Origin of the sequence: Aestuariibaculum marinum (genome assembly GCF_014596975.1) — a bacterium.
Taxonomy (GTDB): domain Bacteria; phylum Bacteroidota; class Bacteroidia; order Flavobacteriales; family Flavobacteriaceae; genus Aestuariibaculum; species Aestuariibaculum marinum.
In genome coordinates this window covers 782,907-798,239 of sequence record NZ_JACVXD010000002.1, presented here as the reverse complement: position 1 = coordinate 798,239, position 15,333 = coordinate 782,907, and the positions used below count along the sequence as shown (strand labels likewise).

The window sequence follows — 15,333 nt, the reverse complement described above, 5'->3', positions numbered from 1 at the left end:
TCAAATATATTAAAATCCTTTGTTTATTGCGTAAGCTGCATCATTCCAACGCAACTCTTGTTTAAATCTGTATAAATCGGTTTTCTCGTCGATTAATAAGAATTCAATATCCATAATATCTGCATAATCTTCTAGAGATTCAGCAGAGATATTTTGGCTATAACATGTATGGTGTGCACCACCAGCGTGAATCCAAGCAGCAGCAGCAGTTTGTAAATCTGGTTTAGCATCCCATAATACGCGAGCAACTGGTAAGTGAGGCATATCGTTTTCAATTTCTACAGCCTCTACTTTATTTACTAACATTCTGAAACGGTTACCCATATCAACAACAGACGCATTTAATGCTTTACCTGCTCCACTGTTAAATACTAAACGTACAGGATCTTCTTTACCACCAATTCCTAATGGGTGAATTTCGCAAGACACATGGCCTTTAGCAATTGTAGGACAGATCTCTAACATATGAGACCCTAAACACGTTGAATTTTCCGGATCGAAGTGGTATGTATAGTCTTCCATAAAACTGTTTCCTCCTTCGAGACCAGCACCCATAACTTTCATTGTACGTACTAAAGCAGATGTTTTCCAGTCACCTTCGCCACCAAAACCGTAACCGCTTGCCATTAAACGCTGCGTTGCGATACCTGGTAATTGTTTCATACCGTGTAAATCTTCGAATGTATCAGTAAATGCAGAATACCCTCCGTTTTCTAAGAAGGCACGCATTCCTAATTCGATTTTAGCTGCGTCTCTTAAAGACTGACGCATAGATCCATCAGCTTTAATTTTTTGAGCCATCACATAAGTATCGTCGTACTCTTGTACTAAACGGTCTACCTGTGCATCGGTAATTTGATCTACAAAATCAACTAAGTCACCAATTCCGTAACCGTTAACCTCGTAACCAAACTTAATTTGAGCTGATACTTTGTTTCCATCGGTTACTGCAACCTGACGCATGTTATCTCCAAAACGAGCGACTTTCATACGACGGCTATCTGCTACAGCATTAGCTACACGACACCAGTCTGCTACTTGTTTGATAACTTTTTCATTTTTCCAGTGACCTACAACCACTTTACGGTTTTTACGTAAACGCGATACTAAGAATCCGAACTCACGACCACCGTGTGCCGATTGGTTTAGGTTCATAAAATCCATATCGATGGTTCCCCAAGGAATATCTCTGTTGAACTGCGTATGTAAGTGTAAAAATGGTTTTTGTAAAGCCGTTAAACCAGCAATCCACATTTTTGCCGGAGAGAACGTGTGCATCCAAGTAATAATACCAATACAGTTATCATCGTTATTTGCTGCTTTGCAAATTGCGTGAATCTCATCTGCCGTCTTAACTGTTGGCTTGAAAACTACATTTACCGGAATCACAGAACTTTCTGTGTAGGCATTTGCAATTTCTTTTGAATGTTCGGCAACCTGTTTTAAGGTCTCAGGTCCGTAAAGGTGTTGACTACCTGTTACAAACCAAACTTCACCTTGTTTAAAATTAATCATTATTTATAAAAAATAGTTTTTGTTAATTATTATGATAAATAAATATAAAGTGCCACCACAGCCGCAACAACAGCAAAACCAACTGGTTTTAAATATTGCCAAGGTGTGATATCCACTTGTTTTGTATACTCTTGATTGTAGTCTGTTTCTCTTGGAACAAAAGAACTCACTACATACATGATGATTACGGTTAACACAAACAGAATACCCATTAAGTGTAAGAAACTAATATCTGGTTTAATAACATATAACGTTGTTAAATATGTTACTACACTGAATACAATAGATATGTTTGCTGCTTTTCCCGACACACGCTTAGAAAAGATTCCAACTAAAATGATCGCTAAAATCGGCACACTATGTGTTCCATTTAACTCTTGTAAATACGTGAAGATTCCTCCTTCAACACCATATAGTAATGGTGCAATCGCCATAGAGAATAACGCCAGTACGATACCAAAAGTTTTACCAGCTTTCACCACTTGCTTTTCAGATGCATCGTGATTGATATATTCTTTGTAGAAATCTAAACCGAATAAGGTTACAGAACTATTTAACGCACTATTAAATGAACTTAAAATCGCTCCAAAAAGTACTGCAGCAAAGAACCCTATAAAGGCAACTGGCAATACCGCTTTTACAACCATTGGATACGCTTCATCGGCATTTGCTAAATCCCCATTAAATAAATAGAACGCAATGATACCCGGAAGTACTACGATGAATGGCCCTAAGATTTTAATGAATGCTGCTAACAATAACCCTTTCTGACCTTCTTTTAAGTTTTTAGCTCCTAAGGCTCTTTGAATGATAGCCTGGTTGGTTCCCCAATAGTAGAAGTTTACAATTAACATCCCTGTAAATAAGGTTGCAAATGGCACATCTGAATCTGGTCCACCAATAATATCAAACTTCTCGGGTAAAGTTGCCGTTAACGTTTTTAATCCTTGAAAAACGTTTCCATCACCAATTTTCATTAAACCGAAAATAGGGATTAACGATCCCCCAATAATTAAACCTACTGCATTAATAGAATCGGAAACGGCTACTGCTTTCAATCCTCCAAAAATAGCATAGATACTACCAATTATACCAATAGCCCAAACCGTTACCCAAAGTGCTGGTTCTGGTTCCATTCCAATCATTTCAGGAATATCAAACATGGTATTAATAGCTAATGCTCCAGAATATAGCACTGTTGGAAGCATAGAGATGGCATATCCTAATAAGAATAATAATGAGACAATTGTTTTTGTGCTTTTACCGTAACGGTTTTCCAAAAACTGAGGAATAGTTGCAATACCACTTTTAAGATACTTAGGCAATAAAACAAACGCTGTAAACACCATAGCAATTGCTGCTACAACCTCGTACGCCATAATTGGAATACCGTCTCTAAACGAAACCCCATTCATTCCCACAATTTGTTCTGTTGATAAGTTGGTAAGTAATAAAGACCCTGCAATTACTGGTCCTGTAAGACTCCTACCTCCTAAGAAATACCCATCAGATGAATTCTCATCTGTTTTTCTTGTTGACCACCAAGCAATTACAGCAACCAGCAAAGTAAAAGCGACAAAAGATAAAATACTCATAATAGTTTATTTAGTTATAGTTATTAGAAATTACTACGCCATTAACACCCCTGACCATAATAAGCATCTTTACCGTGTTTACGTTCAAAATGCTTTTTCTTTAAGGCATCTTTTAAAATAGCTGCATTGGGGTTGATTTGTAACGTTAAGTACGCCATTCTGGCTACTTCCTCACAAACGGCGCTATTATACACTGCTTTCGCAGCTGTAGCTCCCCAAGTAAACGGCGCGTGATTTCCAACTAATATCATTCCTACTTCGTTGTAATCTAATTTACGTTCGTTTATACAATCTATTATTTGATACCCGGTCATGTGCTCATAATCGCCTGCAATATACTCATCTTTCATTGGCGGAGCACAAGGAATATCAGAAATTAGATGATCGGCATGTGTGGTTCCAAAAATCGGAATATCCTTGATAGCCTGAGCCCAAGCAGTTCCGTAAGTTGAATGTGTATGCACTACGCCTCCAATTTTATCCCACTCTTTATATAAAACAGCGTGTGTTTTAGTATCTGAGGACGGGCGCATTAATCCTTCTACAATTTTCGCCTCGAAGTCACAAATAACCATATCTTCAGGTTTTAATTCTGAATATGGCACACCACTTGGTTTAATGGCAAATACACCTTTATCGCGATCTACAGCGCTGGCATTACCAAATGTAAAAAGTACCAGACCTAATTCTGGAAGCTGCATATTTGCTTCGTAGGCTTCTTCTTTTAATGATTTATAACTACTCATAATCTTATTTTTTCATGATGTGATCTTCCATAGCAACACAAAGCTCACTATAGTCGTTATATACTTTTTTATAAGCCTCCACATTTTCTTTAATAGGCTCATATACTTTTTCAAACGGACTTGCCATAGCGTCCATAGCTGCTTCTGTATTAGGATGAACTCCTGCTGCTACCGCTCCAAATACTGAAGCTCCTAAAGCACAAGCCTGTTCTGATTTAGCCACTTTAATTGGCGCATCTAAAACATCGGCCATGATTTGCATCACTAAATCTGATTTTTTAGAAATGCCTCCAATAGCAATCACTCCTTTTATAGCAATACCTTCTTCAACAAAACGATCGGCGATTTTCTTTGCGCCAAAACAGGATGCTTCAACTAAAGCTCTGAATACTTTTGGAGATGTGCTTCCTAGGTTAATTCCTGAAATTACACCTTTTAAATTCTGGTTAGCATCTGGAGTTCTTCTACCATTCATCCAGTCTAAAGCTAACTCGCCTGAAGCGCCAATAGGTTCTTTTGCGGCTGCTTCACTTAATTTCGGTAAAATATTATCTAAAGCTTCTTCAACTAATTGTGCTTTAATCTCTTCAGAAATTAAATTTGAACCACCAATAAGTTCTTTAATTGGCCAGGCGATTAAACGCTCGTACCAAGCGTAAATATCTCCAAAAGCCGACTGACCAGCTTCAAGACCCAACATACCAGGAATTACAGATCCATCTACCTGTCCGCAAATACCTTTTACCAAATGCTCTTCTTCGTGCATCGGTGTTACTACGATATCACAAGTTGATGTTCCCATCACTTTTGTTAAGTGATATGGCTCAATATTAACACCAACAGCTCCCATATGACAATCGAAAGCACCAACAGCAACTTCAACATTTGAAGGTAAACCTAAACGTGTTGCCCATTCCTCTGAAAGTGTTCCAACTGAAACATCAGAGGTGTAAGTTTCTTTAAATAATCTATTGGTTAATCCATCTAAAACAGGATCTAAAGCCACAAAGAAATCATTTGGTGGTAATCCGCCAAAAGACTCATGCCATAATGCTTTATGACCGGCAGCACAACGACTACGTTTCATTTGTGTTACATCGTCTCCTCCCGTTAATAAAAACGGTACCCAATCACAATGTTCTACCCATGAGTACGCCGCGTCCTGAACGGCTTTATCGGCTCTTGAAACGTGTAATATTTTAGACCAAAACCACTCTGAAGAATAGATTCCGCCTTCATACTTAGAGTAATCAATATCCCATTTTGAACAAAGCGCATTAATTTCGTCTGCTTCTTTAATTCCTGTGTGATCTTTCCAAAGCACAAACATCGCATTCGGGTTTTCTTCAAAACCTTCCAACAACGCTAATGGCGTACCAGTTTTATCAACAGCTACTGGCGTAGACCCTGTAGTATCTACTCCAATTCCTACGATGTTATTCACAACATCTTCACTTACCTGAGATACTACCGATGTAATAGTAGCCTCTATACCTTCAACATAATCTAAAGGGTGCTGTCTAAATTGACTTTCTGATGGAATACAATATTTCCCTTCTTTCCATCTTGCATAATAATGAACAGCAGTAGCCAATTCTTCTCCAGTAGCGGTGTTAACAATTAACGCTCTAACCGAATCTGAACCGAAGTCCATTCCTATGGTGTATTTTACATTATTCATAATATGAATATAACAATTTTAGTATTTATTCTTTTTTAAAGAAAGAACATTGCAATATAACATTTATTTTAAAAGTGTAACACTCACACTTTTAAAAATTTAGCCAAAAAAAATAACTTTAAAAAAGTTATTTTTTTCTTGTGTTATAAATTGAAATTCAATTCTTTGTTATAAAGTTCTTCGTCAAATCTGTAGAAATAGGCACCTTTTCTGGATTCAGACATGTCTTTTTCTTCCAATCTAACCAAGTAATTCATCTGTGATACTTTCCTTCTGAAGTTTCGTTTATCAAGAGACTCGCTTAAAATACCTTCATACAACATTTGTAATTGGGGTAAAGTAAACTTAGCTGGTAATAAATTAAACGCTATCGGGAAATTTCTAACACGACGTCTTAAACGTCGAATTGCGGATCCTACCATTTCGCTGTGATCGAAAATAAGTTCTGGCAAATCTTCAATAGGAAACCATTTGGCATCGTATTTACCTACACGTTCCTCATTATACTCTGATTTTAGAATCATTGCACTATAGGTAGTAGAAACTACACGCCCTGAAGAATCCCTATCGGCCTTACCAAATGTTCTTACCTGTTCCATATAGATATTCTCTAATCCTGATAAATCATACAGAACACGATTAGCAGCATCGTCGATATCTTCATCGTTACCAACAAAACCACCAATTAAAGACCATTTACCTTTTTCGGGTTCAAAACCACGATGTACCAGAAGTAACTCTAGTCTGTTGTTATTGAACCCGAAAATGATACAATCTACAGCTAGCTTAATTTGTTGTTTTTGTTCCAATTTCTTATTCACAACAAATTAGTCTACTGTTATTGGTTTCCTTTTTTGTAATCAGCTAAGAACTTCGCTAAACCGATATCTGTTAAAGGATGTTTTAATAATCCAGTAATTGACGATAAAGGTCCTGTCATCACATCACTACCAATTTTAGCACAGTCGATAACGTGCATAGTGTGACGGATTGAAGCTGCTAAGATTTGCGTTTCGAATCCGTAATTATCGTAAATCTGTCTGATTTCAGCGATTAAATTTAATCCATCAGTAGAGATATCATCTAAACGTCCTAAGAACGGAGACACATAAGTTGCTCCCGCTTTAGCCGCTAATAATGCCTGACCCGCAGAGAATACTAAGGTTACGTTTGTTCTGATGCCTTTATCTGAAAAATATTTACATGCTTTAATACCATCAGCAATTAAAGGTAATTTAACCACGATTTGTGGGTGAAGGGCTGCTAAAGCCTCTCCTTCTTTTACCATACCTTCAAAGTCTGTAGAAATTACTTCAGCACTAACATCACCTTCAACGATATCACATATCTTTTGGTAGTGTGCTAAAATATTTGCTTCACCAGTAATTCCTTCCTTCGCCATTAAAGATGGGTTTGTTGTTACACCATCTAATACCCCTAAAGCCTGTGCTTCTGCAATTTCGTCTAGGTTTGCTGTATCAATAAAAAATTTCATTTTATATCCTATTTTTATTAGTTGTTATATGCTTTTAAATACTCTAAAACCTGTTGGCTTACCTGTGGCCCTGTAAATCCGAATTTCTCATCAAGAACACCTGCAGGCGCAGAATATCCAAAGTGATCTAATCCGAATACTTTACCAGCATCACCAACTAAACCTTCTAAGTTTACTGGCAATCCAGCTGTTAAACCAAATAATGGTTTACCTGCAGGAATCACGCTGTTTTGGTATTCTTTAGATTGAAGTCTGAATACACCTTCTGAAATTACTGAAGCAATATTCACTTTTAATCCGTTTTCGTTTTCTAAGATTTCAGCAGCTGCTACTAATGTTGACACTTCCGATCCATTTGCGATTAACACCACATCTGGATTTTCAACTTCTTTCACTAAATAACCACCTTTTTCAGCAGCTAAAGCTTCGTTATATCTTGAACCTTGCGCAGGAACATCTTTAATATTTTGTCTCGATAAGATTAACCCTGAAGGTGTCGTTGTATTTTCTAAAGCCATTTTCCAAGCTACAGAGGTTTCAGCAGCATCAGCAGGACGTAACGCCAAGAAACTTGGTTTTCCGCTGTGGTTTTTAAGCTTTTCTAATAAACGAATTTGAGCTTCTTGCTCGATAGGTTGGTGTGTTGGACCATCTTCTCCTACACGGAAAGCATCGTGTGTCCACACATACTTAACTGGTAACTCCTGGATACCACTTAAACGAATGGCTGGTTTCATGTAATCTGAGAATACAAAGAAGGTAGCCACAACAGGAATAATACCTCCGTGTAATGCAATACCGTTAGCGATAGAAGCCATAGTTAACTCGGCAACACCTGCTTGTAAGAACCCACCAGAGAAATCACCTTTTTTAAGTGCATGAGATTTCTTTAAGAAACCGTCCGTTTTATCTGAATTTGATAAATCGGCAGACGATACAATGATGTTTTCAACATTCTCAGCTAAGTAACCTAATACTGCAGAAGAAGCTGCTCTTGTTGCAACTCCAGATTTTTGCTCGATTGCAGAGAAATCTAATTCTGGTAACTGACCAGATAAGAAGAAGTCTAATTTTTCAGCTAATCCAGAATTTGCAGATTTCCAAGCATCTATTTCCGCTTTCTTTTCGGCAGCCTGAGCTGTTTTTTGAGCAAGAATATCTTTATAGAATGCTTCAACTTCCGGATAAATATCAAACGGATTTTCAATATCGGCACCTAAATTTTCTAAGGTTTTAGCATAATCTGCACCTGTGTGTCCGATTGGCTGACCGTGTAATTCACAGTGCCCTTCAAACATACTACCATCAGCAGCTACACAACCTTTACCCATAATCGTTTTACCGATAATTAAGGTTGGTTTTTCAGTTTCAGCGTTAGCATCTTGTAATGCTTTACGAATTTCGTCGTGGTTATGACCGTCGATTGTTACAACTTTCCATCCCCAAGACTCGTATTTCATTGCGGTATCTTCAGTTGTTACCTCATCTGTTGAAGTAGATAACTGAATATCGTTAGAATCGAAGAACATAATGAAGTTACTCAACCCTAAGTGACCTGCAATACGACCAGCTCCCTGAGAAATCTCTTCCTGAATACCACCATCTGAAATAAATCCGTAGATTTTGTGGTTCATCCAGTCTCCAAATCGTGCTTGTAAAAATTTAGCAGCGATTGCAGCTCCAACTCCCATAGTGTGTCCTTGACCTAATGGTCCAGACGTATTTTCAATACCTCTTTTAACATCTACTTCCGGGTGACCTGGAGTAATAGAACCCCATTGTCTAAAATTAGCTACATCATCCTTTGCATAATTCCCTAAAAGATAATACTGAGCATACATTAATGTAGATAAGTGCCCCGCATCCATGAAAAAACGGTCTCTAAACGGCCACTCCATGTCGGTTGGATCGAAGTTAAAGAACTCTGAATAAAGAATGTGCATAAAATCTGCACCTCCCATTGGTCCGCCAGGGTGTCCTGAATTTGCCTTTTCTACCATCGCTACAGCCAATGCTCTGATATTATCTGCTGCCTGCTGATCTAATTTTTTGTTCATTTTAATTTAGTTAATTTAATAGTCAACGTTTTAGTTTGTTGAACGCATTTAAAATAATTGTGCAAAAATAAAAAAACATTTTACCTAATGCCTATTTTAAACGCATTAGAATTTGATATTCACAAATATATAACATTTATTTATAAGTGTAAAAAAAACACTTGTAAATTTTTTGACTAGTTTTTAAAAAAACTAAATTTTCGTTTGAAAGTTATTAAATAAAGAAATCTTTTAAAGCTTGAAAATACTTTCTAGAAGCATCCATTTTTCTCCAGATTTAGCCATTGGTAACTCTTGTTGAAACTTCCACATAAAATTTTCCCATTCCTGAACTTTAGGATTATTTGTATCCATTTCAGCCTTCTTATCGAAAGAAAACTCATCGTTCACTTCCATAATCATGAATAACCTATTTCCAATATTATAAATTTCCATGTCTTCTATACCCGCTGCCTTAATACTTTCTATAATCTCCGGCCAAACATTTTTGTGAAGTTCTATGTATTCGGCAATTAATTCAGGACTATCTTTAAGGTCGCAAGCTAAAGCGTATCGTTTTGTTTTCATCTTTTAAAAATTCTTTTTGTAAACCATAACCCCATAATAACAAATAATAAGGAAACATGAAGCCGGTAAAATGAACGAAAAATTAACTTCAGGTACACCTAAAATTTTAATATCGGTATAACCAACACCACCCATATCTAAAATTAAACCCTGCAAAGTTGGCATTAATGCCCCACCAACAATGGCCATAACTAAAAAGGCTGCACCAAATTTAGCGTCTTCACCTTGTCCTTCAAGTGCAATACCATAAATGGTTGGGAACATAATAGACATAAAAAACGAAATACCAACTAAAGCGTAAAGTCCAACCATCCCTGGAACGAAAATGGTAGTTAGCGTACAAATTAACGCACCAATAGAAAAGTAAAACAATAGTCTACCGCTATTAATATATTTCAGAAGAGCGGTACCTACCCATCTACCAGATAAAAAGATAACCAAGGCACTTATTCCGTAAGTTACTGCTGATTGATTATCGATACCGATAGACTCTGCATACTGGTATAAATAGGTCCAACACATAATTTGCGCACCCACATAAAAGGCCTGAGCGATTACGCCCCAAACAAACTTTTTAGAAGAAAATAAACGTTTTATAGAACCTACAACTGACACTTTTGTTTCCTGCTCTTGGTTTTGTGGCATTTTCATCATTGCTATTAAAATAAAGAACCCAATAACAACAACACCTAATAATACATATGGATTACGAATCACCTGTAAATCAGCTGTCCGTATTACAGATTTTGCTGCTTCATCCAACGTTTCGAAGATCGAAGTTCCATCAGCATTTAAATCATCAGATTGAAAAGACCCTAAAATAAACTTTTGAGCCACTATTAATCCGCCTAAAGCTCCCATAGGATTAAAGGCCTGAGCCAGATTTAATCGTTGTGTAGCGGTAGCTTCATCACCCATGGAAAGGATATAAGGATTCGCCGTAGTTTCTAAAAAAGCCAATCCGAAAGTAAGTATATATAAGGCCGCTAAGAAAAACCCAAAGGCTTCAAAAGCTGCTGCTGGATAAAACAATAAAGCCCCAATAGCATACAATGCCAATCCTAATAAAACACCTTTTTTATACGAATATTTATTTACGAAAATAGCAGCAGGAAGTGCCATAGTAAAGTACCCGCCATAAAATGCCATTTGCACCAGCGAAGCCTGAAAATTATCGAGTTCTAACACTTTTTTAAATGCAGAAACCATAGGATTTGTAATATCGTTTGCAAATCCCCAAAGGGCAAATAATGAAGTAATTAATATAAAAGGAACGATAACGGATTTCGCTACCACTGGTACTTTAGCCATAATGTCTTATTTAGGTTTGTTGAATTTTAATTATTCTGTTAATAACGATCGGTCTAAGTGAACATAACCTCCATCTACAAAAATGAATTGCCCTGTGGTATGTGATGATCTGTCTGAAATAGTAAACAAACAAGTATCTGCAATTTCTTCAGGAGTTGTCATTCTATTTTCTAAAGGGATTTTCTTCACGATAGATTGTAATTTTTCCTCACCATTTTCTAATGTCTTAATCCAATTATCGTAAGCTGGAGTCCAACTTTCGGCAATTATAATCGCATTTACACGAATACCTTCTTTAATTAAATCGACAGCCCACTCGCGCGTTAAACCAAGTACACCTCCTTTTGAAGCCGCGTAACCTGATGTTCCACCTTGCCCAGTCATACCTACTTTAGAACCAATATTTAAAATATTCCCTTTAGATGCTTTAATGTATGGCAAGCAATACTTAGTCATCGCAAAAAAGCTTACTAAGTTTAATTTAAGCGACCACATAAAATCGTCGATAGAGGCATCTAAACCAGCCCCATCATTGACACCCACGTTGTTAATTAAAGCATCAATACGACCGTACTTTTCAGCAATAGTTTCTACTGCCGCTTCAATTTGACCAGGATCGGTTAAATCGGTTTTCACAAAAATCGAATCGACACCGCGTTCCTGTAATTCCTTTTCATAGCCAAAACCACGATCGTTTCTACAAACAATCACCGGAATAGCGCCTTCATCAGCTAAACGCTGAACTATTGTTTCACCAATACTCCCTTTAATTCCGGCAGCACCGGTTACCACAACTACTTTATCTTTTAAATGTAAGTCCATATCTTATAGTTTATAAAATTTCATCGCATTAGCACCCATAATCTGTTGTTGCTCAATGGTACTTAATGTTGAAATAAAATTGGTTGTTAATTCTTTTACTTTCGCATAGTTTCCTGCGACCAGACACACTGGCCAGTCGGAACCAAACATGACGCGATTGGAACCAAAAGCTTCTAACACCAATTCCATATACGGGTGAATTTGCTCCGGTGTCCAGGTGTTATAATCGGCTTCCGTTATCATTCCAGAAAGCTTACAATATACATTGTCGTACTTTGCTATTTCCTTCATTAAAACGGCCCAGCCTTCGTAAAAACCATCTTTAACATAAGGTTTCGCAATATGGTCGATTACAAAATTCATATTAGGAAAACGCTTTACAAATTCTAAAGCAGCACCTAATTGATGAGGAAATATTAAAACATCGTAGGTGTAATTGTTTTTCTCTAACACTTCGATACCTCGTAAGAAATTAGGGCGTAACAAAAAGTTATGATCGGGCTCGCCCTGAACCACGTGCCTAAAGCCTTTCAATTTATCAGCTTCACTATATTCAGAAAGTGTTGATTCTAAATTATTAGCTCTTAAATCTACCCAACCTACAACACCTTTAATGAAGTTATTGTCTTGGGCAAGTTGTAAAAGAAAATCGGTTTCTTCAAGGGTTTGATCGGCCTGAACCGCTACACACCCTTCAACACCGTTGTCCTGATAAACAGACTGTAAATCGGAAGGCATAAAGTCCTTGCGAATTACAGCCATGTTACCATCAATCCATGCATGTTTTACGGGCTCGTATTTCCAAAAATGTTGATGACTATCTATTATCATTTTCCTGGGTAAGCGATAACGTTTTGTTTAGACACGCCTAAACCTTCAATACCTAACTCCATAACATCACCAGGCTTTAAGTATACTGGAGGTGTTAACCCTAAGCCTACACCAAATGGCGTTCCTGTTGAAATGACATCTCCAGGTAATAAGGTCATAAACTGACTGATATAGCTAATCGATTCCTGAATGTTGAAAATGAAATCTGAAGTGGAACTATCCTGCATCATTTCTCCGTTTAACTTTAACCATAAATGTAAGTTATTCGGATCTTCAATTTCGTCTTTCGTTGCCATGAATGGTCCAAGAGGTGCGAATGTATCACAACCTTTTCCTTTACACCATTGGCCTTCTTTTTCAATCTGGAAAGCTCGCTCACTCACATCGTTATGCAATACATAACCTGCAACATGATCCATAACTTCATCTTGAGAAATATAAGACGCTTTTTTACCTATAACCACAGCTAACTCCACTTCCCAGTCAGATTTTTCACTTCCTTTTGGAATGATAACATCATCATTAGGACCAACAATAGCTGTTGTTGATTTAAAGAATAATACAGGCTCATTTGGAATCTTCATACCTGCCTCAGCCGCGTGTTTTGCGTAATTTAATCCGATACAAACTAACTTTGAAGGACGACAGATTGGCGATCCTAATCTAACATCATCTCCAACTACTTCACAATTTGACTGATTAATTTTTAACCATTCCTCTAAACGCGCTAATCCGTTAGTTTCAAAAAAACGTTCTGTATAATCTTCAGCGAAAGCTGATACATCTATTTTTGTTCCATCTGGTAATTGAACTCCTGGTTTTTCATTACCAGCTTCTCCAAATCGTATTAATTTCATCTTTTATAGTTTATTAGTTTTAACCATTTAATTTTATAAATCCACCATCTATAGGAAAATCTGTCCCTGTAATGAAAGACGCTTCATCTGAGCATAAAAACAGTGCTAAATCGGCAACTTCCTGAGGTTTCCCCATACGACCAATTGGTTGTGTTTGTGATAACTTCTCAAACATTTCAGCTTCTCTTCCCGGATAATTATTTTTTAGGAATCCGTCAACAAATGGTGTATGCACACGTGCTGGAGAAATACAATTACAACGGATACCGTCGTTAATATAATCTTTAGCCACCGAATACGTCATAGTTAATGCTGCTCCTTTAGACATGGAGTAAGCAAAACGATCATTAAGCCCAACAGATGATGCTATAGAGGCCATGTTGATAATCACCCCATTCTTCTTTGCTTTCATATGAGGAACCGATGCAAAAATACAGTTGTAAACCCCTTTTACATTCACACTATACACGCGATCTAAATCGGCTTCCGGTGTATTTTCTACATTACCAATATGTGCGATTCCAGCGTTATTGATTAAAATATCAATTCCGCTTTCTTCTGCAATTTTATTAATAACTTCAACGACGTCGGTTTGATTTACCACATTACATTGATGCACTGCAGCCTTACCGCCGTCTGATTCGATCTCAGATTTTGTAACTTCAGCATTATCAACATTCAATTCTAGAATATGAACGTACGCTCCCTGTCCGGCTAATGTTTTAGAAATAGCTTTACCTATCCCGCTTCCGCCTCCGGTAACAATAGCTGTTTTGTTTTTTAAACTAAATTTCATCTGTTTTATGTTTTTCTCAGGATTACGAATTTACTCTTCACTAAAATTAACCATAGCCTTGATAACTCCGTTTTTCGGATCTAACCAAGAATCGAAGTTAGTAATCATTTCTGTATAAGGCACCTGATGGGTTACAAATTTATCGGTTGGGAACTCTGGAAGACTATCAATTACAAATTGAAAATCTTCTAAAGTTGCATTTCTACTACACATAATCGTCGATTCTTTAGCGTGAATTCCCGGGTGACTAAACACCAAATCGCCTTTTGAAAGTCCTACCAATACATAACGTCCGCCATGGGACATGTAAGCAATACCGCCTTCAAGTGCGCGCTTATTTCCTGTACAATCGAAAACCGCAGTAGCTAAATCGCCATTGGTAATTTTTGAGACTTCTTCAGCTGCTGTTTCTGAAACTTTAACCACGTGTTTTACGCCAATTTCATTCTTCACAAACGCTAAACGCGACTCGTCTACATCAATAGCGATGACTTCGGCTCCTTTTATTTGTGCCAGTTTCATTAAACCAATTCCGATAGGCCCACAACCAACAACCACAATAAATTCACCGGCTTCAACATCGGCTCTTCGAATGGCATGTGCTCCAATAGCTAAAGGTTCTACAATAGCCATTGCTTCGTAAGATAAGGTGTTAGCTAGAATTAATAAATCGGTTCTTACCGCTACAGCTTCCTGCATTCCGCCATCGGCGTGAACACCTAAAACCTTAATATTACTACAACAGTTTGTTTTTCCCTTTCTACAGGCAATACACTCGCCACAGCTTACGTAAGGCATCACGATAACCTTATCACCTACTTTTAAATTCTGCTCGTTTTCTCCAACCTCTAAAACTTCGGCTGCTAACTCATGCCCCAAAATTCTTGGATAAGTAAAAAACGCCTGATTACCTGAATAGGCATGTAAATCGGTACCGCAAATTCCAACACGGTGGATTTTAATTAACGCTTGATTCGCTTCGCGAACCGGCTGCTCTTTTTCTTTTAATGCGAATTTTGTTGGTTCTTCGCAGACTATATATTTCATTATTCTAAGTACT

General features: G+C 37.4%; 14 protein-coding genes. All 14 read right to left on the bottom strand.

Annotation, left to right across the window (positions count from 1 at the left end; all coding sequences use genetic code 11):
* Nucleotides 1-9: 9 nt before the first annotated feature.
* A complete protein-coding gene (araA, locus tag ICJ85_RS07185; protein WP_188223085.1) occupies nt 10-1,515 on the bottom strand; it encodes an L-arabinose isomerase in 1,506 nt (501 codons plus the stop codon).
* A 29-nt stretch (nt 1,516-1,544) separates the two neighbouring features.
* Nucleotides 1,545-3,110, bottom strand: a complete 1,566-nt coding sequence (locus ICJ85_RS07180) for a solute:sodium symporter family transporter (RefSeq protein ID WP_188223084.1) — start codon at nt 3,108-3,110, stop codon at nt 1,545-1,547.
* A gap of 41 nt (nt 3,111-3,151) precedes the next feature.
* Complete coding sequence (locus ICJ85_RS07175; protein ID WP_317173062.1) at nt 3,152-3,859, bottom strand: L-ribulose-5-phosphate 4-epimerase; 708 nt, start codon at nt 3,857-3,859, stop codon at nt 3,152-3,154.
* Nucleotide 3,860: 1 nt separating this feature from the next.
* Nucleotides 3,861-5,537, bottom strand: a complete 1,677-nt coding sequence (locus ICJ85_RS07170) for a ribulokinase (RefSeq protein ID WP_188223082.1) — start codon at nt 5,535-5,537, stop codon at nt 3,861-3,863.
* 143 nt (nt 5,538-5,680) lie between these two features.
* On the bottom strand, nt 5,681-6,358 hold the full coding sequence (locus tag ICJ85_RS07165; RefSeq protein ID WP_188223081.1) for an NUDIX hydrolase: 678 nt from the start codon (nt 6,356-6,358) through the stop codon (nt 5,681-5,683).
* 17 nt (nt 6,359-6,375) lie between these two features.
* Entirely contained in the window at nt 6,376-7,032 is a 657-nt protein-coding gene (gene fsa / locus ICJ85_RS07160; RefSeq protein WP_188223080.1) for a fructose-6-phosphate aldolase, read from the bottom strand.
* A gap of 17 nt (nt 7,033-7,049) precedes the next feature.
* A complete protein-coding gene (locus ICJ85_RS07155) occupies nt 7,050-9,089 on the bottom strand; it encodes a transketolase family protein (protein ID WP_188223079.1) in 2,040 nt (679 codons plus the stop codon).
* Nucleotides 9,090-9,320: 231 nt separating this feature from the next.
* The gene (locus ICJ85_RS07150; protein WP_188223078.1) at nt 9,321-9,656 is read right to left on the bottom strand and encodes an L-rhamnose mutarotase; all 336 of its coding nucleotides are present in this window, start codon (nt 9,654-9,656) and stop codon (nt 9,321-9,323) included.
* A 3-nt stretch (nt 9,657-9,659) separates the two neighbouring features.
* Nucleotides 9,660-10,967, bottom strand: coding sequence for an L-fucose:H+ symporter permease (fucP, locus tag ICJ85_RS07145; RefSeq protein ID WP_188223077.1), 1,308 nt, complete (start codon nt 10,965-10,967; stop codon nt 9,660-9,662).
* Between the two features lie 30 nt (nt 10,968-10,997).
* Nucleotides 10,998-11,789 carry an SDR family oxidoreductase gene (locus ICJ85_RS07140; protein ID WP_188223076.1) on the bottom strand — a complete coding sequence of 264 codons (792 nt, stop codon included), beginning with the start codon at nt 11,787-11,789 and terminating at the stop codon, nt 10,998-11,000.
* Nucleotides 11,790-11,792: 3 nt separating this feature from the next.
* Nucleotides 11,793-12,620: an amidohydrolase family protein gene (locus ICJ85_RS07135; RefSeq protein WP_188223075.1), complete on the bottom strand. Its 828-nt coding sequence runs from the start codon at nt 12,618-12,620 to the stop codon at nt 11,793-11,795.
* The gene (locus ICJ85_RS07130) at nt 12,617-13,477 is read right to left on the bottom strand and encodes a fumarylacetoacetate hydrolase family protein (RefSeq protein WP_188223074.1); all 861 of its coding nucleotides are present in this window, start codon (nt 13,475-13,477) and stop codon (nt 12,617-12,619) included. Before ICJ85_RS07130 ends, ICJ85_RS07135 begins: the two co-directional genes overlap by 4 nt.
* A gap of 19 nt (nt 13,478-13,496) precedes the next feature.
* On the bottom strand, nt 13,497-14,273 hold the full coding sequence (locus ICJ85_RS07125; protein WP_188223073.1) for an SDR family NAD(P)-dependent oxidoreductase: 777 nt from the start codon (nt 14,271-14,273) through the stop codon (nt 13,497-13,499).
* A 30-nt stretch (nt 14,274-14,303) separates the two neighbouring features.
* Nucleotides 14,304-15,320 (bottom strand): zinc-binding alcohol dehydrogenase family protein, encoded by a 1,017-nt coding sequence (locus ICJ85_RS07120; RefSeq protein WP_188223072.1) that lies wholly within the window; start codon nt 15,318-15,320, stop codon nt 14,304-14,306.
* Nucleotides 15,321-15,333 lie beyond the last annotated feature (13 nt).

What these genes read in the sequence shown, in the direction of transcription:
- ICJ85_RS07155 (WP_188223079.1), bottom strand. Translation starts at nt 9,089, where the DNA reads ATGAACAAAAAATTAGATCAGCAGGCAGCAGATAATATCAGAGCATTG.
- ICJ85_RS07125 (WP_188223073.1), bottom strand. Translation starts at nt 14,273, where the DNA reads ATGAAATTTAGTTTAAAAAACAAAACAGCTATTGTTACCGGAGGCGGA.
- ICJ85_RS07135 (WP_188223075.1), bottom strand. Translation starts at nt 12,620, where the DNA reads ATGATAATAGATAGTCATCAACATTTTTGGAAATACGAGCCCGTAAAA.
- ICJ85_RS07180 (WP_188223084.1), bottom strand. Translation starts at nt 3,110, where the DNA reads ATGAGTATTTTATCTTTTGTCGCTTTTACTTTGCTGGTTGCTGTAATT.
- ICJ85_RS07130 (WP_188223074.1), bottom strand. Translation starts at nt 13,477, where the DNA reads ATGAAATTAATACGATTTGGAGAAGCTGGTAATGAAAAACCAGGAGTT.
- araA (WP_188223085.1), bottom strand. Translation starts at nt 1,515, where the DNA reads ATGATTAATTTTAAACAAGGTGAAGTTTGGTTTGTAACAGGTAGTCAA.
- fsa (WP_188223080.1), bottom strand. Translation starts at nt 7,032, where the DNA reads ATGAAATTTTTTATTGATACAGCAAACCTAGACGAAATTGCAGAAGCA.
- ICJ85_RS07150 (WP_188223078.1), bottom strand. Translation starts at nt 9,656, where the DNA reads ATGAAAACAAAACGATACGCTTTAGCTTGCGACCTTAAAGATAGTCCT.
- ICJ85_RS07170 (WP_188223082.1), bottom strand. Translation starts at nt 5,537, where the DNA reads ATGAATAATGTAAAATACACCATAGGAATGGACTTCGGTTCAGATTCG.
- ICJ85_RS07120 (WP_188223072.1), bottom strand. Translation starts at nt 15,320, where the DNA reads ATGAAATATATAGTCTGCGAAGAACCAACAAAATTCGCATTAAAAGAA.
- ICJ85_RS07140 (WP_188223076.1), bottom strand. Translation starts at nt 11,789, where the DNA reads ATGGACTTACATTTAAAAGATAAAGTAGTTGTGGTAACCGGTGCTGCC.
- fucP (WP_188223077.1), bottom strand. Translation starts at nt 10,967, where the DNA reads ATGGCTAAAGTACCAGTGGTAGCGAAATCCGTTATCGTTCCTTTTATA.